General features: G+C 51.4%; 16 protein-coding genes. 11 read left to right on the top strand and 5 right to left on the bottom strand.

The features are described 5' to 3' along the window. The 5 genes from ACH5Y9_RS25515 to ACH5Y9_RS25495 all read right to left on the bottom strand — a co-directional run bounded on the left by ACH5Y9_RS25515 (position 1) and on the right by ACH5Y9_RS25495 (position 10,291). Positions 1-1,014, bottom strand: coding sequence for an RHS repeat-associated core domain-containing protein (locus tag ACH5Y9_RS25515; RefSeq protein WP_445369945.1), 1,014 nt, complete (start codon positions 1,012-1,014; stop codon positions 1-3). A 105-nt stretch (positions 1,015-1,119) separates the two neighbouring features. Further along, positions 1,120-2,466, bottom strand: coding sequence for an IS5 family transposase (locus ACH5Y9_RS25510; protein WP_445367458.1), 1,347 nt, complete (start codon positions 2,464-2,466; stop codon positions 1,120-1,122). Between the two features lie 110 nt (positions 2,467-2,576). Then, positions 2,577-2,912 (bottom strand): hypothetical protein, encoded by a 336-nt coding sequence (locus ACH5Y9_RS25505; RefSeq protein ID WP_445369944.1) that lies wholly within the window; start codon positions 2,910-2,912, stop codon positions 2,577-2,579. A gap of 886 nt (positions 2,913-3,798) precedes the next feature. Next, positions 3,799-9,888: an RHS repeat-associated core domain-containing protein gene (locus ACH5Y9_RS25500; RefSeq protein ID WP_445369943.1), complete on the bottom strand. Its 6,090-nt coding sequence runs from the start codon at positions 9,886-9,888 to the stop codon at positions 3,799-3,801. A gap of 151 nt (positions 9,889-10,039) precedes the next feature. Further along, complete coding sequence (locus ACH5Y9_RS25495; RefSeq protein WP_445369942.1) at positions 10,040-10,291, bottom strand: RHS repeat domain-containing protein; 252 nt, start codon at positions 10,289-10,291, stop codon at positions 10,040-10,042. A gap of 440 nt (positions 10,292-10,731) precedes the next feature. On the opposite strand from ACH5Y9_RS25495, the gene ACH5Y9_RS25490 reads away from it, so the two are divergent. From ACH5Y9_RS25490 to ACH5Y9_RS25440, 11 genes are all read left to right on the top strand, one after another. Continuing rightward, positions 10,732-12,450: a GspE/PulE family protein gene (locus ACH5Y9_RS25490; protein ID WP_445369941.1), complete on the top strand. Its 1,719-nt coding sequence runs from the start codon at positions 10,732-10,734 to the stop codon at positions 12,448-12,450. Next, positions 12,435-13,664, top strand: a complete 1,230-nt coding sequence (locus ACH5Y9_RS25485) for a type II secretion system F family protein (protein WP_445369940.1) — start codon at positions 12,435-12,437, stop codon at positions 13,662-13,664. Before ACH5Y9_RS25490 ends, ACH5Y9_RS25485 begins: the two co-directional genes overlap by 16 nt. Positions 13,665-13,689: 25 nt before the next feature. Further along, the gene (gene gspG, locus ACH5Y9_RS25480) at positions 13,690-14,139 is read left to right on the top strand and encodes a type II secretion system major pseudopilin GspG (RefSeq protein ID WP_445369939.1); all 450 of its coding nucleotides are present in this window, start codon (positions 13,690-13,692) and stop codon (positions 14,137-14,139) included. Further along, positions 14,114-14,527: a GspH/FimT family pseudopilin gene (locus ACH5Y9_RS25475; protein ID WP_445369938.1), complete on the top strand. Its 414-nt coding sequence runs from the start codon at positions 14,114-14,116 to the stop codon at positions 14,525-14,527. The genes gspG and ACH5Y9_RS25475 overlap by 26 nt, the downstream gene beginning before the upstream one ends. Further along, positions 14,514-14,924 carry a type II secretion system protein gene (locus tag ACH5Y9_RS25470; protein WP_445369937.1) on the top strand — a complete coding sequence of 137 codons (411 nt, stop codon included), beginning with the start codon at positions 14,514-14,516 and terminating at the stop codon, positions 14,922-14,924. The genes ACH5Y9_RS25475 and ACH5Y9_RS25470 overlap by 14 nt, the downstream gene beginning before the upstream one ends. Positions 14,925-14,950: 26 nt before the next feature. Beyond that, positions 14,951-15,580, top strand: a complete 630-nt coding sequence (locus ACH5Y9_RS25465) for a hypothetical protein (protein ID WP_445369973.1) — start codon at positions 14,951-14,953, stop codon at positions 15,578-15,580. Further along, positions 15,580-16,668 (top strand): PilN domain-containing protein, encoded by a 1,089-nt coding sequence (locus tag ACH5Y9_RS25460; protein WP_445369936.1) that lies wholly within the window; start codon positions 15,580-15,582, stop codon positions 16,666-16,668. The genes ACH5Y9_RS25465 and ACH5Y9_RS25460 overlap by 1 nt, the downstream gene beginning before the upstream one ends. Positions 16,669-16,673: 5 nt before the next feature. Next, a complete protein-coding gene (gene gspM, locus ACH5Y9_RS25455; protein WP_445369935.1) occupies positions 16,674-17,270 on the top strand; it encodes a type II secretion system protein GspM in 597 nt (198 codons plus the stop codon). Continuing rightward, positions 17,267-17,776, top strand: a complete 510-nt coding sequence (locus ACH5Y9_RS25450; RefSeq protein ID WP_445369934.1) for a hypothetical protein — start codon at positions 17,267-17,269, stop codon at positions 17,774-17,776. The genes gspM and ACH5Y9_RS25450 overlap by 4 nt, the downstream gene beginning before the upstream one ends. 399 nt (positions 17,777-18,175) lie before the next feature. Next, entirely contained in the window at positions 18,176-23,581 is a 5,406-nt protein-coding gene (locus tag ACH5Y9_RS25445; protein ID WP_445369972.1) for an RHS repeat-associated core domain-containing protein, read from the top strand. Next, on the top strand, positions 23,571-23,945 hold the full coding sequence (locus ACH5Y9_RS25440) for a hypothetical protein (protein WP_445369971.1): 375 nt from the start codon (positions 23,571-23,573) through the stop codon (positions 23,943-23,945). Before ACH5Y9_RS25445 ends, ACH5Y9_RS25440 begins: the two co-directional genes overlap by 11 nt. Positions 23,946-24,194 lie beyond the last annotated feature (249 nt).

The following is a 24,194-nucleotide window of genomic DNA, read 5'->3' as shown; positions in this document are numbered from 1 at the left end:
TTATCTTCCCCATGGAATTCTAGTTGGCCCAGAAACCCCTGCGTCTTTTAACGCCTGAATTGCTTGATTTACAGTTGTATTTGCCATGCCTTCAGCCATACCGCCACGAACTAAAGCATTGGCTTCGATAGCGGACATGGCCTCCCATGTCAATGTTTCTCCTGTTTTTGCAAAAGCTTGGTAGCCAGTCATCTGTGCTCCTGTAACTGCACTATGCGACACGCCAAGGCTTGCCAACTCGGCATTTGGAATCGCCAATGCAATATTCGCATCATAGTTTGCTGCACCTGTAAATGCACTTTTGGCGGGCACATGGTGACCGCCGCCAGGACCTCTATACGACTCTAGTAAAGCAGAAACTTCTCCTGTTGCCGCCGCCACTCTGGAGATATTGGTAACACTACCAACACCAACAATTCCTAAAACGGAATTAATGTCGGCTCTTGCTGATTCGTAACTTCTTGTTGAGGAGTAGTTAGCGGGTATCGCAGGGAAAGAAGTAAGCTCTCCACCCAATTTACCACCTAACATCTTCACATCAGCCGCAATCAACCCGCTCGGATCATTGCGATTGAACGGATTATTCCCCACATAGGCATACAGATTCAAGCCGTCTTGGTAGCCAATCGGATCGGTTTGCAAGAACCGGCCGATGGCGGGCGAGTACATTCTTGCTTTGTAGTAGTACAGGTTCAGCGGTCCCAGCAGCTGCTGGCCGGTGTAGCGGAAGCGCACGCCGGTGGTGGCATTGGGCTCGCCATAGGGGCCGTAGCTTAAGGTGGCGGTACTGGTGCCGGCACTATTGGCGGTGGCGACGATGCTGCCTTGGTGGTCGCTGTACAGCCAGGTTTTGTTGGTGGTGACCGCGCCTTCGTACCAGACTAGGGGTTGGTCAACGCCAGGGCCGTGCACGTAACGTCTCAGCAGGGTGCCGGTGCTGTTGTATTCAGCCACCAGGTCGCTGCCGTCGTAGCTCAGGTTGGTGACGACACCCGCCAGGGTGGTTTGACTCAAGCGACCGGCGCCGTCGTAGGCCAGGCTGTTGGCCGAGCCGGTTTTGTTGGCGCTGGTTAATTGGTCGTCCCTGAAAAAGCCGAAATTTTTCAGGAGCGACGCCCCTCAGGCGAACGATAAAAATGGTTCGGATGAAAATGCGCCCCAAAGCCGAGACAGCGACTGCCAAACATGAGGCCAAAAAATCCTCAACCGCCTGAGGATCAAACGGATGTTGTGGCCGGCACCGCACAGGATGGCATGCAATGCATCGCCCAGTTCGCCTTTCAGGTAGTTGCGCCCCAATAATCCGTCGTTCTTCAAGTGGCCGATGATCGGCTCGATGGCGTTGCGACGTTTCAGGGCCCGTTTGAGTCGTCGGGTATCCACGCCGCGTTTTTGCCGGGCTTTGTAAATCGTGACCCCGGGTACCTCGACCCCACGATAACCCAAGTCCACAAACGCTTCTTTGGCGCGTGTGCCGCTTAGAATTTCCGCCTGTTCCAGACAGGATTCCAGGGTGTGACCATCATAGGGATTGCCGGGAAAGCTACGTGCACCCAGCACGAAATTGCTTTTGTTGGTGACGGTGATACCCACTTTAACGCCGAACTCATATTTTTTGTGGACCTTGCCTTTGGCAATGCATTCCACTTCCGGGGCGTGAAAACTGTACAGTTTGTTTTTATCCTGCGGTTGCTGATTCAAAATCCGTTGGGTTTTCTCCAGCGTTTCTTTGAACGCCCCTTTGACAGCGTCGGATTGATTGTCCAATTGGCGCTCAATGTCACGGTAAACCCGACCCACCAGGGTTTTCAGTTGTTTGAGCATTTTGCGTTTGCGCTTCATGTGCTTGGCATGATGGTAGCGGTTGGCCATTAGCAGCAAATACGGAGCCTTGCGGTTATAGTTTTGCCGCAACGGAATCTCATGCTGCTCGGCTAAACGCACCAGATGCTGGCGGCAGCGTTCGTACAATTTGCCATCGGTTGGATACGTGATGGCTTTTTCTTGAACCGTGCTATCGACCGTCACCGATTCAAAATCCTGTTTTTTCACGGTCTGACTGTCGACACCTGCTTGAATGGTCACCATTAACATCCACTCGCAACCGGCTTCACCGATCCGCTTCCGCCAATAGGTCAGCGAGGTGGGGTGACAAGGCATCTGGTGTTGGAAGTACTCTGCGCCACAAAAATATTGCCAATAGGGATTTTCCAGCCATTGCGCCACGACCGCTTCGTCGGAACGGGCAAACGCATGTTTAAGGTAATGAAGTCCAGCAATCAGTCGCGTGGGCAAGGCGTGCGCCCCTTGATTCTCTGTGAAAAACTCGCCAAAGGCGTCATCCAGGACTTTCCAGTCGATCAGATGAGCCAGTTGGTAAAGTTCGTGTTTTGGATTTAACAGGTCGGCCAGCGGCGTGTTGAATAAATCGATTTGTCCGCTCGTTTCTTGGGATTTTGGCTTCATTTTGAATAAAAATTTGCAAGAAATTAATATCTATTTTACCCGTTTCTTGCAATTATTACCCGGCTTTTTTTATTAAATATCCAATGTAATTCAATGTGTTAGTGTTGATTTTATGACTTTTCAGGGGCGACTAATTGGTTGTCGAGGTTGTAGGCGTAAGTCCACACGCCGTCGCCGCCGAGGTTGCCGTTGGCGTCGTAGCTTAAGGTGCTGCCGGCGGCGGTGGCGTATTGGTTCAGGCCGTTGGCGGTGTAGCTGCGAGTACCGTTGGTGTAGCCGGTCCATTGGTAGCTGTTGTTGGTCCAGCTGGCCGCTTTGATGTCTTGCACCTGGTTGCGGGTGTAGCTCCAGGTGTTGTCCTGGGCGGTGCCGGCCAGGTTTTGGGTCAGGCTGGCCAGGGCCGACTGGGTGTCGTAGCCGTAGCCGGTGGTGGTGCCGTTACCCAAGGTGACGGTGGTGCGCCGCGACAGGTCGTCGTAGGCATAGCTGGCCAGGCTGACCGTGCCGTTCTCCAGCAGCGCGGTCGGCCGGTTGAGGGCGTCATAGCTGGCGGTGATGTAGAACGGGGTGGCTTCCGGCCAGGTGGTACAAATAAGACGGCCATCGGCGTCGCGAACGATGCGCCTCCTTACGTCGGCAGCATCCTATCGGCCATCGGGATTAGCGCACGTTATCGGGTTGGCGTTCGGGGTTTTCGGGGTGGGAGGAAATGGGCCGCCGAAGGCAGGGCTCGGCGGCCTGGGATCGCTTGGTTTGATCACTCGACAGATGCGCCTCCTGACGTCGGCGGCATCCTATCCGCCATCGGGTTTAGCGCATCGTATCGCGGTGTTATCTCTCAGCTTCAAACCCAAAGTGGCGTTCACCTTGAAGTCAGAGCGGTGTAATAAGGTTGTTCGGATCGCATAGCCCACCGCTTCGGTAAACATGCGGCGCAATACGGCTTCGCCTATTGCCGCCCTACCGATTGCGACTTACGGCCTTTAACACGGCTTCAGACTTACCCGGATAGATCCTCGGAAAAATGTCCTCCTCTAATTGCACGGTTTCGTAACTCAATTATCCATTCGCTTTCCAAATTAGTTAAACAGTCCTTCAATGGCCATCCTGGGGCAGTCTCGATTAAATGAACAAGTGATGAAGCCAAACCAAAACAACCATCAGGACCAAACAATTTAACCAATGAACGAGCTTCATCATCAGTTATCGGTCTAGTTATAGCCCTATAAAGCTCCTCGTATTTTCGGATTAATTCGGGGTTAGCTCCATGCTCCGGCGGCAGAGGTCCCAAAGAATTCAGGGTGCTAATTTCTTGTCGTATACTTTTAATGTTCATTGCTTATTAATCAGCTCAGGAAAATTTTGACGGTAATACTGGATAACATCCTGTAATCCCTCGTTGTAAGCACTACCTACGATACTTCGAACATCTCGTATATCTTTAGCCAACACGTCGCGAAATGACAAACCAGCATCCTCGATAGCCGTTACTGCTCCTTTGTAGCCATATGTTCTAGTTGCCTCGTGTTCAATAGCCGTCATCACAATAGCACCGCCATCGGCACGAGTTGTAAAATTCAACGCGGCCTGGGGTATATGATGCGCGGTTAAATTGTCTCCTACGGTTCCGACAAGACTTGCAAATCGACCGCCTTGGCCAGCAACGACGCCTTGTGTTCCACCTGTTGCAATGGTGGCCCCGATTTCCAACCCGCCTTGCAAGGCCCATAAGGCCGAGTTCCCGTAACTGCCTGCTTGGAAATTGTCGTAAGAATTCCTGAAAGCAAGCGATCCTGGCGTAACCGCATCCAAATATCCGCCAATCTTACCACCGAGCATATTGGCATCAGCCGCAATCAACCCACTCGGGTCATTCCGATTAAACGGATTATTCCCCACATACGCATACAGATTCAAGCCATCTTGGTAGCCAATCGGATCGGTTTGCAAGAACCGGCCGATGGCGGGCGAGTACATTCTTGCTTTGTAGTAGTACAGGTTCAGCGGTCCCAGCAGCTGCTGGCCGGTGTAGCGGAAGCGCACGCCGGTGGTGGCATTCGGTTCGCCATAGGGGCCGTAGCTCAAGGTGGCGGTACTGGTGCCGGCACTGTTGGCGGTGGCGACAATGCTGCCTTGGTGGTCGCTGTACAGCCAGGTTTTGTTGGTGGTGACCGCGCCTTCGTACCAGACCAGCGGTTGGTCAACGCCGGGGCCGTGTACGTAACGTCTCAGCAAGGTGCCGGTGCTGTTGTATTCAGCCACCAGGTCGCTGCCGTCATAGCTCAGGTTGGTGACAACCCCCGCCAGGGTGGTTTGGCTCAAGCGGCCGGCGCCGTCGTAGGCCAGGCTGTTGGCCGAGCCGGTTTTGTTGGCGGCCGTCAGCTGGTTGTCGAGGTTGTAGGCATAGGTCCACACCCCGTCACCACCCAGGTTGCCGTTGGCGTCGTAGCTTAAGCTGCTGCCGGCGGCGGTGGCGTATTGGTTCAGGCCGTTGGCGGTGTAGCTGCGAGTACCGTTGGTGTAGCCGGTCCATTGGTAGCTGTTGTTGGTCCAGCTGGCCGCTTTGATGTCCTGCAGCTGGTTGCGGGTGTAGCTCCAGGTGTTGTCCTGGGCGGTGCCGGCCAGGTTTTGGGTGAGGCTGGCCAGCGCCGATTGCGTGGTATAGCCATAGCCGGTGGTGGTGCCGTTACCCAGGGTGACGGTGGTGCGCCGTGACAGGTCGTCGTAGGCGTAGCTGGCCAGGCTGACGGTGCCGTTCTCCAGCAGAGCAGTCGGTCGGTTCAGGGCGTCGTAGCTGGCGGTGATGTAGAACGCGGTGGCTTCCGGCCAGGTGGTGCGGGTACGGTTGCCGGCCGGGTCGTATTGGTAGGCCAGGGTTTTGCCGCCGGCGGTGGTGCTGGTCAGGCGGCCGGCGTTGTCGTAGACGTAGCCGATGGCGTAGCCGGTTTTGTTGGCGGCGGTTTTACGGCCCAACAGGTCGTAACTGAAGCTGATGTTGTCGGCTGCGGTCGGATAGGTCCGGCTCAGCAGACGGTTGAGGTTGTCGTAGGCCAAGGTAATGCTTTGACCGTTACGTTTGCGCAGGCTGGTGACGTTGCTGTTGGCGTCGTAGGCCACTTGTTCGAAGTCGGTCGCCGAGGAGGCGCCGGCGGTGACTTTGTCCGGATACAGGGTTTTCAGTTTCCGGTCGTGACCGTCGTATTGGTAGGTGGTCAGCTGGTTTTTGGCATCCTTGACGGTGAGCGGCAGGCCGTTGTTGCTGTAGGTGTAGGTCGCGTAGTTCTGCGCGATACCGCTGCCCACGGCTTTTTTGAGGATCTGGACACTGTCGTCGGCGTTGTAGACGGTCTGGGTGACGCGGTTGCCGCCGTCGGCCGCCGGCAGGTTTTCGGTCAGGGTGCTGAGGCGATCCAGGTTGTCGTAGACGTAGTCGGCGACGGTCACCGGTGCGGCGGCGGCCGGACAGGTGGTGTCGGCCGTGGTGGTGCCAGGGCCCCAGGCTTTCAGCAGTTTGCCGCTCGGGGTGTAGCTGCTGCAGGACACCAGCCATTGGGTACCGATCTGCGCGGCGCTGCGGATCAGGCGGCCGTCGGCGTCGTAAGCTTGCTTGGTCAGTTTACCCAAGGCGTTTGTCAGCTGTATCGGCCGCCGTTGGTTGTCGTAAGCGGTGGCTACGGTGTCGGTGACGTCGGTGCGTGGGCCGTTGACTTGGGTCAGGTTACCGACCGCATCATAAGTATAAGTGCTGGTCAGGTTGAGCTTACCGGTACCGGCATCGGCAACCACGGTTTGCGGCACGTATTTGTTGGTGGCGTTATAGGCCGTGGTGTTGGTGACGCTGTTGGTCGCCGTGGTTTTCTCGGTCACCGCAGTCGGCAAATAAAACGCGGTGTAGCCGGCCGGGGTGAAGCTGGTGTAGGCATAGGTCGTTATAGGGGCTACGCCGGCGGCATCCACGGGACGAGTGATGGTGAAAGGCAGACCTTGCGCGGTGTAGGTGTAGCTAGTCACTTTGCCTTTCGGGTCGGTAACGCTAGCCAAGTTGTTGAACGCGCTTTCGTAGGTATAGCTGGTTAGCAGATTGGCCAGTCCGGAACCGGCTTTGGCGACGCGGGTTTCGGTCTTGACGTTGTGGGTGCAGCGTTTAGTCGTGCCGCCGCAGGTGGTGTCGTCGTAGGTATAGGTGACATAGTTGCCTTCGGGCAGGACCGATTTGGTCAAGCGTTCTTGGCCGTCGTAGGTGTTGGTCACCACCTTACCCAAGGGATTGATGGATTTCAGGACTTTGCCGAAACTATCGTAGTAAGAAACTTTGCTGCCGCCCAAGGGATCCAACTCTTCGGACCGGCTGCCGGCAAAGTAATAGGTGTAAAGCTTGCCGTTGGCGTTGGTTTGGGTTTGTACCCGGCCCAGGCTGTCATAGACGTTGGTCGCGAAAGCCACGGTCGGATTGCTGGGATAGAAGAACTTGGTGATGCGTCCCGGCAGGTCGTATTGGAAGGTGGTGTTTTTCGCGGTGGCGTCGGTAGAGGTGACCAGATTGCCGTTGGCGTCGTAGGCATAACCCACACTCCGGCTACCGTCGCCCACGGCGGTGATCCGGCCCGAGGTGTTGGTCAGGGTCAGGGTTCTGCCTAAGCTGTTTTGCACTTGGGTCAGGTCGTTGCCGGCGTAGGTGAATTTGACCTGCACGCCACTGGCATGATTGAAGGTGGCAATCTTGCCGGTGCTGTCGAAATTCAGCTTGTCCTTGTGCAGAGTTTCATAGCTGTAGGTGTTGTCGGCGTTTTTGATCAAACGCGCAGCACTGCCCGGAGGCGCGTTGTAGGTACCGTCCGGTAGTTTGACAAATACTTCACCGTTCAGACCTTGTTTGACAACCACGGTGTTGCTCAGCAACTGGTCGCCAAACCAACGTTGGCCCAAGGTGGCCACCACCATTTTATCCAGCGGTTTGGCAGTGTCGGTCAATAGATCCAGGGACACCAGTTTTTCCACAATGGTGTTCACTGCATCCAGGGCCGAGTCTTCACCCAACCCTTGGAAGCCATCGGAGTTAACCGCGGCCTTTGACGCAAAATTATGGGTCCAGCCTTTGCCCAATGCGCCCGCTTGAGTACGCGCACCAGAGCTATACAGTTTTTGGAAACTCAGCGCATGGGGGAACGAGCCTACGCCGGTATTGATGTCATCATGGGCATAAAGGAAGTTACCTTTGAAAGTGTCAATCGGGTCGTTGTAAGTTTGGCCAAACCAATTACTGAGACTTTCCCAACTCAGACTGTTGCTAAGGGTATTGGTGTTGGTTGTGGCTGCCGGTAAAGGCGAACTCGAAAAGCCGCCCAACAATCCACCGCTAATAATTGAGCCAATGCTGGTACCATTCGCGGTTACCAAAATATCAAAGTAACCCGTGCCGCTCCAGCTGGCTTCGGTAAGATTACACCGCGTCGGCAAAATTAAACGGCGTCCGGCGGTCACCGCATTTTGGAACGAGGTCAAATATGACGCGCACGACACCAGATTAGGTTGCACCGCCGAGGTATAGTTGGCCGAGGTAGCATTGAAAATCTTGTCATTGTTGGTTGCCGCAATATCGATCAATTTGACTGTGGATACCGCGCTTACGCCGGCGGTTTGTTGCACGGCCGTAGACTCGAAAATACTGGAATGCATAGAGTCGCTGAAGAACACCGCCGCCTCTTTAGCTGCATCGGCGGTTTGGCTGACCACCCCCAGCACGTTACCAGGCAAGTCAACGTAAGGTGCCGTGTTATAGCCGGCGATCCCGATTTGGTGGTGGAACAGGGTATTGGTTTTGGCGATGCGGTCGGCGACATAGTCGGCCGCGTTCACTTGTGCGATCCAGCTTGAGGATAACACCGCTAAGCTAGAACCTAACACCGATTCAGCGGTGTCGGCATTACCTGCGGCTTTGGCTTCGTCCAAGCGTTGGCGATGCTGTTCAACCACGCCCCGTCCCGCCGGCCCCCAGCCGTTACCAATCAAAAAGGTACCGCCAGCTTTGATTTGTTGGGTAAAAGCCTGGTTGGCAAAGGTTTGCGCGTAAGCACTATGTGTGACAGTAAAATTGACGCTGCCGACAGTACCCGGCGTGGTTGCCGTACCCGTCATTTGTGCGACACCGTCCAGCATCAACACCGGTTGATTGGAACCGTTGTAGGTAATGGTCAGGCGTTTGCCGTAAATCGCGTCCGAGGTGTACGTTTTATCGATGCCTTGGTATTGGAGTCTCAGTGTGGGCTTGTAGTTGGCCGGGACATCCGTGGTCCATTCGGTTAGCGCCACGGTGGTATCTTGGTATGGCAGCACGGTTTGACGCAGATTGCCGCCGCTATGTGGATTAATGGTCATCCCCCCCACCGCGTCATCCAGCGCGCCGGCGGGTTGGTTAGTGCGTAAATAATTGGTTAGGTTGGTGGCATAGGAGTTCAAGTTGTTACGAATATTGGTGCGATTGACCCCCTGGATATAATCTGTCGTCAGGGTCGCGCCGGTTTTCGCCTGTGTGAGATAGGTAGCCGCGTTGTAGCCGCTGGCTGTGGTCAGATTAATCCCGGCCTTAACTGTGTGCGGTTTATAGCTAGGATCGAAGTAGTAATTGGTGCCGCCAATATTGACTTTGACCCAGACGTGATCGAACTTCATGCTGACCAAGGCGGCGGTTGATCCAGGGCAACTGCCGGCCGCCGTCGCGGTTACCGAGGCAATCGGCACTTGACCTTGACCAAAAAGATTCAAAACCGCGCAGACATTGGCGGTATCGACGCCCAGCCACGCATTGATTTGGGCCGCTGTCATGTTGACCCGACCCTTGACATAGCTGGCCGTGTATCCGGCTTGGCGCAATAACGACACCATCAGTGTCGCTTGGTCGAAAGCGGTACCTTGGCTATCGAGGATCGCCCCCACCGCACCTTTTTGCACACCCCACATCGGGTAATACTCGATGTTGTTGCGGACGTATTCGTAGATCAAATCCGGATTATTTTTCAAGGCACGGGCCAATTCAGCGATGGAGGCCGGACCGGTCGGCGCGGTGTCGCCGCTAATGCGTAACGCGCTGGTGGTTAATAGTGTATCGGTGGTCGGTGTTGCTGCTGATTGGAGCTGATTCAAGTCAGCGGGTAACGACTGACTTTGTATGGCTTGTTCCGATTCAAGTGGCGTTACCGGCGTGAAAATGGCGCGATTAACGCCGGGCAACTGTACCGTCTGTCCGCTAGGTGCGGCGACGTTGGCAGCCGGTTTTTTAGTTTTACCTCTAACTGATGAAGTCGTTGGCATATCGGTCACGGCCGGCACGCCCCCGCCAAACGAGATATTACCCTCCGCCTGAACCGTCCCGACCATCAATAGCAAAGCGAGCGAAACCACACTATTTACTTGCCAACGTAACATATCCGTATACTCCATTCGTGCAGGGCCGGTCAGAACTGATCCTTCAAGCCTTTAGATTTAATAAATATTGATAAAACAAACAGCCGCGCTAAGGCTTCGCCTGAAAACAGGCGACACTCTCAAACGCTGAAAATCCAGGGAATTTACTCGACTAACTAGGGGCGCCGCTGATCACATAACTACTGCGATTGCCGGCGGCATCGTAGACATAGGCAATCACGACGCCCGTGCTGTAGGCGGCTTGGGTAATACGACCCAGCGTGTCATAGGTGTAGGTAACAGACCCTGCCCAGGCAGGTCCCATCAGACCGGCCAAAAGCAACCCCGCAAAAAAACGCCGCCTGATGGCGGCCATGTCCAACTGAATTTTGGGATTACCCACACGCAACACAGAACTGCTCATCGTTTTCCCTCTTGAGTGATCGTATTTAAAAAATGTATAGCGAAACGCTTTAGAAAACCAGCGCTTGAAGCGGTCCTTCTGTGCCGATAGGTTTTGTTTATTGCCGGCCTACACGCCATACCTACGAGCTAGGTCTGTCGAAAACACGTGAACTTGGTGTGTTTCTAATGCCTGGGGAACAAATTCAATCAAGACTAACCATCTATGCAACTGGGTTTGTAATCTAGCTAAAAATTTCGTACCCTGCAAGCATATTTTAAAAAAAATTACTGCTTGGCCGGTTCAAGATTGAACTTATTGAGAAATTACATAGCACCTCAATTTAGTGAGGCCTTCTCAAGGGTCAACAAACCAATAAAAATTTCAAGTCCTACGCATTATGAACATTGGCTTTTGCTTGCCTTTATGCCGATATTTCAATATTTAATAACGCTACAATCATGACTGATAACGCTCTTGCTACTGGTGTTGTTAAAGAAAATTTGGTTGAACTCTTACTCAAAAAGCGGTTGATGACTGCTGAAGCCATTGAGAGAGTTCAGTCTGCTGCGCTGACGTCAAAAACCCCATTTTCTGCCGTAGCCACCAAATTAGGATTTGTCACTGAGCATGAAATGGCAGTGGTTTTTGCGGAAATGTTAAATATCGAAGTTGTGCGTAGAGCTGATTTTCCGGAAGGAATCTTAACCATCAAACGTCTCAATCCGCATTTTCTAAGGACTAAAAAAGTACTGCCTTTACGGATTGATCAACAAACTTTGGCACTGGCCATGGCCGATCCTTCGGATGATGTTGCTGCCGCCTGCTTTGCGTTTGCATCCGGCTTACCTGTTAAACGATACGCGGTTCTTGAATCTGAACTGGAAGATTTTTTTTATAAGCTGGACGCCGCAAATACCGAGATAGAAGAGTCAGTTGCATTGTCCGCTGTCGATGAAACAAGTATCACGCAGGAGGATATTACAAAACTCAGTGATCTTGCATCGGATGCACCGGTGATTCGATTAGTCAATCGACTTATCATGGAAGCCAGTGATTTAGGTGCCTCGGATATTCATTTTGAACCTGAGAGCAGCGCCTTTTCTATCCGCTTCCGGATTGACGGCTTGTTACAGAAAGTTGAAACACTATCCGCTCGCTGGGCCGATCCTGTCGCCTCCAGAATCAAGCTGATGGCTAAACTTGATATCGCGGAAAGACGTGTACCTCAAGATGGAAGAATCCGGTTTACGTCCAGAGGAAGGAGTATAGACCTGCGTATAGCCACATTCCCTTCGCTTCAAGGGGAGTCCATTGTTATTCGATTATTAGGCCAACAGTCCGTTCAGTTAGATCTCGACACGCTTGATCTTTCATTCTATGGTCTGAATGCCTTAAAAAAAGCCTTAAAAAGACCCCATGGCATTATTCTAATCACAGGACCAACCGGTAGTGGCAAGACAACAACGCTATATGCATCGCTAAATGCCATTCTGAATCCGGCACTCAAGATCGTCACTGTTGAGGATCCGATTGAATACGTGCTGGAGGGTGTTTCGCAACTCCAAATCAAACCGGAAATTGATTTAACTTACGCCGCAGCACTTCGCTCGATTCTGAGAAATGATCCTGACATTATCATGATTGGTGAAATTCGTGACCGCGAGACAGCCGATATTGCCATACGTGCCGCGTTAACAGGTCACTTGGTGTTATCGACCTTACATACCAATACGGCTGCCGGCGCAATCACTCGCTTACTTGATTTAGGTGTGGAAGCTTTTCTGCTGGCCTCGACGATAGAGCTAACCGCCGCACAGCGTTTAGTTAGAAAATTGTGTCCCTTCTGCAAAAGTCCAAGGGCCATTTCTGAGACTGAAGCTGAATTTATCACCGCCGCAGTCAATCGACTAGCTATCCCTGATACTGTTTATACCGCTACCGGCTGTTGTCATTGTAAAGGCCGTGGATATTCTGGTAGAACTTCTATTTTCGAAGCCATCGAAATAGACGAAATGGAACGTGACATTATTCGATCAAAACAAGACGAAAGCGCATTAATCAAAGCATCGCGTCAACGAGGCGGCACCAGTCTTTGGCAACATGGCATTGAAAAGGCTCTCGCCGGAGAAACCTCTCTTGAAGAAGTCCTAAGGGTTGTGGAATGGCGAAAAGTCTAAATAAATTTAGCGTCAAAGCTTTAACCCATGCTGGAGAAATGCGTGATTTGGAAATCACATCTATCTCAGAAGAAACAGTTGCACTTGAGCTTTTACGCGCCGGGTTAACCCCGTTATCGATTACGGCTAACACCAGCAATTGGCTAGACTTACTCAATCGTCCCATCAAGTTTGATGCCAAGCCCAATTTAGCAAACCTTGCCATGTTCACTGAACAATTGGCCGAAATGCTGAAGGCGGGACTTACCGTAGAACGCGCGCTGACTGTTTTAGCTAAACAGCATAATAGTAAAACCATGACCGAATTGGTCAATCGATTACTACGCCGTCTCTCCGAAGGAAGCACTTTATCGAATGCGATGGAGACCGAAGCGTACTTGCCTCGTTATTTAATCGGCATTGTCCGGGCCTCCGAGCAAGGTGGTCGTATGAGCGAGGGGCTAGCCGATGCCACGCGCTATTTGCAGCGACAAATGTTAACCAGAAGAGGGGTCATCAATGCATTAACCTATCCTGCAGTAGTTTTTGTGATGATCATGATTTCCTTGACGTTTGTTCTAGGATTCGTCATTCCTGAGTTTGAATCAATTTTTGCCGGCGAAGAACATAGACTTCCAAAAATAACGCGCCTGGTATTGACCCTATCCCATTTGGTCACTGAACAAGGTTTCCAACTTTTATTGACCCTGATTGGGGTACCTGTTTTGCTTTGGATTAGCATACAAAAAAACGCCAAACTTAAAGGATTCATTGCAAAAGCAGCGCTTCGCATATCATTTATCCGGCTGATAACTTATGTCGATATCGCAAACGTTTTGGGTGTCATGGGCGCTCTGATCGATAATGGCGTGGAAGTATCGGAATCTGTCCAGTTCGCGGCCCAAGCCGCATCCACACAACACATCCGGGAGCCGTTACAACATGCCTCAAGGGCACTTAGGGAGGGTGTTTCCGTATCGTTAGCACTAAGACGTACTAACCTTATTCCTGAAACAACGTTATCTATTATTGAAGTAGGTGAACACACCGGCTCGTTAGGGACTGCTACAATGCGAGCGGCTCAATTGCTCGAAACGGACTCGATGTACAAAATCGATCGATTGATTACATTACTCAACCCCATTGCCATTGCGTTGCTTGGCTTAATTGTTGGCGCTGTGATATCCGGCGTTATGCTAGGCATCATGAGTATTAATCAACTGGCGGTAAAATAACAAATAGACAGACGGGGCGATACACTTGTTGAAACAATATAGACACAAATTTGAAGCCTCCGTTTATTCTGGTTTCACACTCTTAGAACTACTCATTGTTCTCGTGACATTGACGATGCTATCGGCAGTAGTTGCGCCACAGGTCATGAATATGTTCTCAGGCGCAAAAACGGATACCGCAGCACTCCAGGTCGATACGATTTCAACCGCTTTACATTATTACCAAGTAGATGCGGGTGTTTACCCCACACAAGAACAAGGCCTTGAAGCCTTATGGAAACCGCCTTCTGACGTTGTGAAATGGCGTGGACCTTATATTCGCAAGCATGAGCATCTGTTGGACCCTTGGAAACATCCATTTCGCTATCGAGTTCCAGGCCAGAGAGCCCCCTTCGAGGTCTATTCATTCGGCGCCGACGATAAAGAAGGTGGTGAAGGCGAAAATGCAGATGTTGGCTTCGCAAAAGCACCATAATCACGGATTTACTTTACTTGAGCTGTTGATAGTAATCTCGTTGCTTAGCCTGTTGTCCGCAGTGGGTGCGCGAGCTTATCGAGCAAGAAACAGCACCCCTTATTTCGAAGCGATTATCAACACATTGGAACACGCTAAATTGCGGGCTATCAACGAAGGGCGCCGAATTGACCTAACTTGCAATGACATCGCATCCACCGCCCGAACCGGCTTATCGCACCAGTTTTATATGAGTTGCACGAGTACGCTCCCGTCGCCTCAAGAAAACACAACCGTCAGTTTTTTCCCCGATGGCTCATCATCAGGCGGTTTAATCACACTTAAAAATAGTGGGCAAAACAACACCATTAAAATTGACTGGCTCACAGGCAAGCTTGACCAAAGCTAAGGCCGGCTGGTTGCCTTGTCAGTCAGGGTTTGCTTTGCTAGAAGTCATTTTAACCTTTGCGCTATCAGTATTTGTGCTGGGTATTGCTCTTCCGGCAATATCACAAACTGTGGCCAAGCTTACGGAGCTTCGCCTGCATTCGACGGCGCTTTCTCTTGCGCATTCAAAACTCAAGGAATACGCATTTGATTGCGCAGAGTTACCCAGTGATTATCATGGTGTTGAGAACGGTTTTTTTTGGCAAGTGTCTGTAAAAAAAACGCTACCGAATGGCATTGATGGTCCATTGATGGATATTTATTTTGTACAAAACATCAATGTAAAGGTCGCTTCTAATGAACATGCCGAGCCATTGATTAGCCTATCTGCACATAGGCTGGGCGGATTAAATCCGTGAGATCTGTTTCAACCTTACCATGCCGGATGCATGGTTTTACGCTTTTGGAATTATTGATCGCCTTAGCGGCTGGAATTTTACTGATTGCCGCATTATCTGACATATTAATCTCGATCAAAGACGGCTGGAGCAGAGCCGTCCGTATTGAACAGCAATGGAGTGACGAAGCCTCTTCGCAGCAACTTATTTCTCGCGTTTTAGAAGCGGCCATTCCTCCGGAACATCCGAATATCCAAGGCGTTCATTTTAAAGGTATGGAAAACTCAATTGAATTTAGCACGGTACCCTCGCAATCTGCCTTTGCATCGGGACGCATGGATGGACGCCTTTTTTTGGCACCTCACTCGAATGGACTTTTTACGCTCGAATTACGTTTGGATGCACCGGTATTGTTCCAATCTGCGGAAAAACCAAGTAGTCAAAATTGGACGTTGCTCAAAGATATCGAGACAGTTGAATTTTTTTACTTTTCTAAAGGTTCACGCCAGGGTAGCAAACTTTGGGTAAATATGGACAAATTGCCGGAATTAATCAAGTTACATGTTGTTTTTGCTGACAAAACTAGACTTCCATTTTGGATAATTGCCCACCCCTATCAAACAATCAGTGGCAATTGTCTTTTAGACCAAACCAGTTTTATGTGTAGAGCATCCTGATGACTTTAGTATCTCAGCTGCGTTTTGCAGATTTTCAAGCTTTAGCCAAATCAGGATTCACTTGGTGGTGGCAAGGGCTATCAGACCTGATTCCAGAGCATAAGCGACTAACAACAAAAACCAAAAAGCCGTTATTTCTAATAGTTGAATATCGGCAAACCACACTAATTATGCCTGCCGATATAGCCGCAACCTCTACGGCATCCATGGATAAAATCCATTTACCCAGCTTATTCGACGAGACCTCCGAAGAGGCGTTGATTGCTTTAACAACCTTATGTAAGGGACATATTGTGGAGGTTTCATTAGATCCACAAGATATTTTACTGTTGGATATATCTCTGCCTAAAACAGCCCAACCCAAATTAAGAGATGCTGTATCGTTCAAGTTAATCACTGAATCGCCACTTGATAGAGACTCGCTTTATTTCGACATGCAAACGAAACGTCCCCCTACTACCGACGTGATCCATCTTGATGTTGCCCTTTGTATACGGGAAAAAGTAGATTATGTGTGTTCTACTCTTGAAAAAGCAGGTATCAACTCGGTAAGAATAGGTTTCTCAAAATCATCGGAAAATGCATTGGATTTCATTTTTTACGTATCCTCCGATATAGCATCCGCTCACTTACGTTTAAAGAAGCATCTTATTTTGTTCTCCAGTTTGATTCTGATAACAGCTGCTTTTTTACCTTTCACTTTTTTCGCAGCGTCCTGGATAGAACATGATATCCGCCAAGAAAACCAATCAATGCAGCAATCCTTAGATGCAAACTCACAATTACTTGCAAAACGGTCGCTGCTTGGGACAATAACAAGCGACTTAAATAAACAAATCCCGTCTCATCGCATGACAAACATATTGAATGACTTAGCAGCTGCTTTACCAAAAACATCATGGATTACATCAATCCAATACGACAAGGGCATCTTACAACTTACGGGGAACTCGCCTAATGTGGTAGAAATGATGAGAGAACTCAATAAGATATCAACACTGGATAACTTAAAACTGATTTCTGTCGCTAACTCGAACAGCCCTAATATCCCTTCGCAATTTGAGTTGTCCATTGATTTTCATAGGTGAATACCTTGAATATAGAACTTTCGCCTCAAATAAGAAAATGGGTGTCGCTAGGATTATTGTTGGTTGTTATCTTCTCTATCTGGGGACTTATTTTAAAGCCAATCGTCAACTTAACTTGGCAAGCAGTAGACCAACTTTATGACGCACGCTTTGAATTAACAAGAGCAAAAAAACTTTCTGAAGATATTATTAATATTCCTAAAGAAAGCATTGAAGCAGAAAGTTCTGCACTAAGAAAATTATTAATATGGACCGAAGCTAAATCTGACAAAGGGTCTACGATGCAAGAAATTGTCGACCAAGTAATTCACTCTGCCCATTTTAATCTCGAGTCTATGCGAATTTCTGAAACTCTTCAGCAAGGTAGTATTACTCGTGTATCTATTGAATTAAAAGGTGATGGTGAAGAATCTTCGATAATGGAGATGATTACCGAAATCGAGCGACATACCCCGCTGATTGTTATTGACCAATTAACGTTACGTACTTTAAATACTGAAACATCGGAGAGTCAAGGCACGATTGTTTCAAAACTTGCAGCTGAATTTCGTTTATCAGGATTTGGCAGCGATTTAGCCAGATTGGAATCCTCTACCCGATGACAAAAATTTCTAAAACGACTGCTTGGTTAGCTTGCGCGAATGGCATGGTCGTTATTATAGGTTTAGTGATAACCGAAAAATTACTTTTCGATCAGCCGCAAACTGATTTTTCGGAACCTAACAAGAGCAACCCAGAACTGCATGCTCAGACATCTATCGAAAACCATTCATTGTTAGAAATCCCCTTGTTTCAACCAGGTCGAAAACCCATCATTGTGGCCAGTGAGGTAATTGCGCCAGTTGAAATGCCTACCCCCTCCCCTCCCCCTACGCTCGTAGGTATTATTCAAACAGGAAAAGATCGAATGGTTCTGCTTGAAGATGGGGAAAAAAATGCCTCAGGATTAATTCATGAAGGAGAAAGCTTCGGTGATTGGAAAATCAAGATTATCGAAAAAAAATCCGCCACAATTGGTCTTACTGAAAATGAGCCGTTGTCAATTTCACTGCATCCAGAGGGTGTGGAACCAATTTCCACTCAAAAATTGGCCGAACCCCTTCACTAGAACACTTTTTGCACCGCCCACGCCCTAGCCTACTTCATCCGCTGCCTTTCGCTCTCGATACCCGCCGCTTTTGGCTATTTTATTGTTGAATCAAGCCTACATCTTCAGCACTAAACGCCGAGTCTAAAAGTTAACATATTCATAACTTATGCGGCATATAACACATTAATTTACATGAGTTTAGATTATTTTCACAAATCATGTGACCTAGCGTGCATTATAAGTTTATTTTGCACTGCGGTTTTAATCGATAGTTTATCTTTTGCGTTTGTGTCTTGGAGCGCACTTAGTGTGCGCTGGTCAATACACTTTCAATGGCATTCTCTCTGGCGGGTCATCATGGGTATTATTAAAAATTACGCAGTTTTGCTTTGTTTCACCTTGCTATGGGCGACTGCAATGCCCGTTAGTGCGATGTCGATCAATTTTGACGATTTGGATACGTCCGGAGGACTTACTGTTGACCTTACTGGTACGGTATACCAAGGATACGAGTGGTCTAATTTCTCCGCCTATACCGCACTAGATGGGCTGGATGGCTTTAATAACGGCATTGTATCGCCTAACAACGCGATCTATAGTGGTGGCGACCTCATTAGTACTATCAGTTCGGCTAGATTGTTCGATTTTTCTAGCTCTTATTTAAACGCCGCCTACTACGACAATCTGGCAGTGACCGTCGAGGGGCTACTAAATGGCAGTGTACTATTTAGCCGCACCATTACAGTCTCTACCGCTTCGGCTTTACTGATTAATTTCGGGTTTACCGGCATTAACGAACTGGTATTTTCGGCCAGCCCGACGGCCAATTTTAGCGATCCATTCCTCTGTGGCGCCAACAACTGTACCCAATTCACGCTCGACAATCTGGAGATGGGCGCAGCCGCTGTCCCCGAGCCCTCGTCCTTATTCTTGATCCTGGTAGGTTTTATGGCACTGTGGATGACCCGCCGCTCGATTCGCGCGCTCCCATTATTTTGGCGCTGGCCGTTGCTGCTGATATTTCTGTGCGGAAGGCTGGTAGGGACTGCCCAGGCCAGCGAAAGTCAACCGGCTTCGGCTTTGTCGTCAGCCACGCCCATTTCTACAGTCGCGACAGCCCCCGGCGCATCGACAGTTTCCGCCGAGCTTGTCCAACTCGGCGCCACGCAATTCGAAGAGCCACTGATCGCCACGACCCCCACCGGCGCCGATGAAGATGCCGCCCTGCTAACCGCCATCGAGCACTATCGGCACCGTACCAGCGACGACGACTATCAGGCGCTGACCGATTTCCTGAGCAGCCATCCGGCCTCCGGCTGGCAAATGTCGCTGTGGACCAATCTTGGTCTGTCCTATTACCAAGCCGGCCGTTTCTCGCTGGCGATAGAAGCCTGGGAAAACGCTTGGCGTTTAGGCAAAGACTTCACCGAGCCACATGCTAAAGCGCTGGTGGATCGTGCACTGGGCGAATTGATGCGCATGCACGCTCGTATCGGCCATGCTGATCGCTTGCGCGCTTTGTTTATCGAAATGGGCGACAGAGCCGTGACCGGTTCCGCCACCGAAGCCGTGGCCGGCGCTCGCGATGGCTTGTGGATGATGGAGCACGAACCGGGTATTTCCTTTCTGTGCGGTCCAGTTGCGTTGCGGAATTTGCTATTGTCGCAAGGTGCCACGCCCGCCCAGGTCAAGTTTTTGGGCGATTATCGGTCCGGCGCTCACGGCGTCAGTTTGAGCGAAGTCGGCCGACTGGCCACTCAAGCGCACTTGCCGCACAGTTTGATCCGCCGCACACCCGGCGAAGCCATCCCGGTGCCATCGGTAGTGCATTGGAAAGTCAGTCACTATGCCGCCATCATTGGCGAGCGCGATGGGCGCTATCACATCCAGGACCCGATCTTCGGTGACGATTTGTGGGTGACTCGCGACGCCATCGACAGCGAAGCCAGCGGTTTTTACTTGGTACCGACTAAAGCCTTAAAACCCGGCTGGCAAAAAATCCAGTTGGCCGAAGCCGACGGTCTGCACGGTATGGGCTATACCGGTAGCGTCATGACCTCGGCCACCACGCCGCAGGATCCCAAAATCAAACCCGACTGCGGCAGTCACGGCATGTGCGAAGCCAATGCCAGCGAAATGACCGTCAGTCTCAACCTCAACGACACGCCGGTCGGCTACGCGCCGCCCAAAGGCCCGGCGGTGTTTGCCAAGCTCAGCTATAACCAGCGTGAAGCAGGACAACCCGCCAACTTCGGCTACTTCAACGTCGGCAGCAAATGGACCTTGAACTGGTTGAGCTACATCCAGGATTCGCCTAGTACCGCCGGTGCCGGCGTCACCCGCTATGTGGCCGGCGGCGGTTACGTGAGTTACAGCGGCTACAACAACGGCCAATTCACGCCGGAAACCTACGACAACTCGGTACTCGTGTTAACCTCGGCCAACCCTATTCGCTATGAACGCCGTTTGCCGGACGGTAGCGTCGAAGTCTACGCCCAGTCCAACGGCGCCACGGTGGCGCCGCGCCGCGTCTTCCTGACGCAGCTAATCGATGCCGCCGGCAACGCCGCCACCCTCCATTACGACAGCCAACTACGTCTGACCTCTATCACCGACGCCACCGGCCGCGATACGGTGTTTAGCTACGAATTGCCAGCGCAGCCGCTGCTAGTCACCAAAATCAGCGATCCATTCGGCCGCAGTGCACTATTAAATTATGACAATGCCGGCCGCTTAAGCAGCATCACCGACGTGATCGGCTTGACATCTTCCTTCCATTACAATGCCTCGTCGCTAATCGACAGCATGACCACGCCCTACGGCACCACTGGCTTTGCCTTCGGCGAATCCGGCGATTACCGTTGGCTGGAAATTACCGACCCCAAAGGTGCCAAGGAGCGCGTCGAATATCGCCAACAAGCCCCCGGCATTCCTTATTCGGAATCCGGTTCGGCGGTGCCGCAAGGTATCATCGCCCCCTTCAATGCCTACATTAATGGCCGCAACACCTTCTATTGGGATAAACAGGCTTACGCGCTAGGCGCCGGCGATTACACCAAGGCCCGCATCAAACACTGGGAACACTGGGCGCCGAATGGCAACATCACCTCCGCCCCGGTGGAAAGCATCAAATACCCGTTGGAAAACCGTATCTGGTTCAGCTACCTGGGCCAAACCACCTGGGGTGCGGTATCCGGCACCCTGGATAAGCCAATCCGAATCGGCCGGGTACTGGATGACGGCAGCACCCAATTGACTCAGCTCAGTTATAACAGCCTGGGTAACCCGACCCATATCATCGATCCACAGGGCCGCGACACGCAGATCGACTACTCCGCCAACCAGATCGACGCCACCCGCATCACGCAAAAAACCGCGGCGAATAGCTATACCACGATAGCCGCCTTCACCTACAACAGCCAACACTTGCCACTGACCTACACCGATGCCGCCGGCCAAACCACAAGCTATAGCTACAACAATGCCGGCCAGTTGACTCAAGTCAAGGATGCCCTCAACCAAACCACCGACTACAGTTACAACAGCCTCGGTTACTTGACCGGCATCACCAACGCCAACGGCCAACCCCAGCTCAGCCTAAGCTATGACAGCCAAGGCCGCATCGCCAGCCGCACCGATGCCGAAGGCCATGTGCTCGCTTACCAATACGACGACTTCGACCGCCTCGTCCAGGTGACCTACCCGGACGGCACTACGGAAGCCACGACCTGGGACAAACTGGACCTAGCAAGCCAAACCGACCGCGAAGGCCGCACTACCCAGTACACACACGATGCCGTGCGTAACTTGACTGCTGTCACCGATCCCTTAAACCGTACCCTTCAATACGGCTACTACCCCAATCAAACCCTGAAAAGCTTGACCGACGCCAACGGCCAAACCACCACCTGGACACGCGACCTGCAAAGCCGGGTCACCGCCAAAATCTACGCCGACGGCCGTCAAGACACTTTGGCCTATGAAGCCACCACCAGCCGCTTGAAAACCGTCACCGACGCCCTGAGCCAAAGCCAACGCTACAGCTATACCCAGGACAACCGGCCCAGCAGACGGGAATACTTGAACACCGTCAACGCCACGCCGAGCGTCACCTGGCGTTACGACACCTGGTTCCCGCGCCTCACCGGCATGACCGACGGCAACGGCACCACTACCTACCAATACCAGGCTATCGGCCAGCCCGGTGCGCTGAAACTCAGCCAGGAAGACGGCCCGTATACCAACGACGGCATCGCCTACCAATACGACGAACTGGGTAGGCTCACCCAGCGTACCGTCGACACCGCCAGCGAAACCTTTGCCTACGACGCCCTGGGACGAATCACCCATCACACCAGTCCGCTGGGCAGTTTCGAGCAAAGCTATTTAGGCGAAACCGGTCAACTGACCGCGCAGACCTTGAGCGGCGCCGGCATCGGCAGCCAATGGCAGTACGACAGCAATCAAAACGACCGGCGCCTGACCGGCATCGTCAACAGCGGTGCCTCGCGGCGTTACGACTACGTCACCACCGCCAACCACATCATCAGCCAAATCCAGGAAACCGGCCCGGCGGCCGTGCCGAAACAGACCAAAAGCTGGACTTACGCTTACGATGCCGCCGACCGCCTGCTGCAAGCCGATGCCAGCGACGGCGCTCAATACCGCTACGACTACGACCCCGGCGACAACCTGAACCATCTCACCACGCCGACCGCCAGCACCAACCTGACCGTCAACAGCGTCAACCAGGTCAGCAGCGCCAACGGCGTGGCCTATAGCTACGACGCCAACGGCAACCTCACCGACGACGGCATCCGCACCTACCAATGGGACGCCGACAACCGGCTGCTGAAAATCGGCTACAAAGCCCAACCGACCCGCAGCACCCAGTTCCGTTACGACGGCCTGGGACGAAGAGTGGCCATCATCTCCAACAACGGCACCGCCTCGACCGAGTTCCGCTACCTGTGGTGCGGCGACAGCTTGTGTCAAGCCCGTAGCGCTAGCGACGTGGTGGCCCGCCGCTACTACCCGGAAGGTGAAGTCAGGCCGCAAGGCAATACCAAACTGTACTACAGCAGAGACCATCTGGGCTCGGTGCGCGACGTCCTGGCACTGCCGAGTGGCAGCCGAGTATCCACCTACGACTACGATGCTTACGGCAAACCAACGCAACAGTCGGGGATGATCAACCCCGACTTCCGCTATGCCGGCATGTTCTACCTACAAGAGGCCGGAGTGTATTTAACCCAATACCGGGTCTACGACCCCGGCACCGGACGATGGCTGTCCAGGGATCCGATTGGGGAAACGGGGGGCATTAATACTTATACCTATGTTGAGAATAACCCCGTTAATCTAGTGGACCCGACAGGGTTATGGGCAAATGTTGCCATAAGATTAGGATTACAAGGTGCTGCAAGAGTTGGATTTCCTAATGCCGCCCGAGCAGTAGCTGAAGCGGTCGGAGGTGGTGTAATTGGCTGCATTTTAACGGGATACTGTTCTACAGCAGATGACGTTACATCTAGTGAAAGTTCCAGTAATGGTGGTGGTTCGTGCCCTATTCCAGACACGACCCGAGATCGAATAACTAAGGGGAACACTGATATCAGAACTAAACCTGGAGATGAAAATACTGCCGATGGTGATTTTGATGCTCTTAATCCGAGTGACGTTGCTTCTAAGGGAAATGGGGTTCGTGTTGGGACGCTTGATGATGGAAGTACGGTGATTGTTAGGCCATCTAGTGATGGTAGACCAACTATCGAAATTCAATCTGGGGGAAGAACAAGAATTAAGGTTCGCTATGGGCAATAGATATAAACAACTATATGAATGCGATGATTCGATTGCCGTTTCGAAGCTGATTTACGATGACGGAGAATTGCTAATACAAGGATTTGATCGCCATAACTCCCTTGTTGTAGAGCTTTGTTTTTTGGATATTTTGATTGTGCGGATATCAGACGAAGGTGTCCGCTTGCGATTACTTGAAGAATTAGGTGCCCTCAAATCTTTTGTTTTAGTGGATGAAAATAGTCAGCTACTCACTTGGACTCTTGAAGAAAGTTTGCATACTCGGGATACGAGGCTTGCCAAGCATTTTATCGTGCTCGTTGGGGAAGAAATTTACGACGTAGTTTCGTTTACAGAACCTCGGATATCAAGGCGTAATAACTGAAAGGCATTGCGCCGAACATTCACTTTCCATGCGGCGGAATACGCTGAGCTATTCCGCCCTACGGCTCTTGGTAAAGTCAGTACCGCATTTGGAGGTACTAACAGACCAACGTATCATTGCTTTCAAAGCAAAGGAAATCTTCGAGTTGAGTCTCATCCAATTTCAAAGAATGCCCCTGACTGGTACAGCTATTCACACTAGCTTCCTGATTTCGCTGGCAAGCCATGGAGCAAAATGCATTGGCCCTTA

It is taken from the genome of Methylomonas sp. BW4-1, assembly GCF_052474385.1.
Note: the sequence above shows the minus strand (reverse complement) of the source record. Positions and strands in the feature narration are given on the sequence as shown.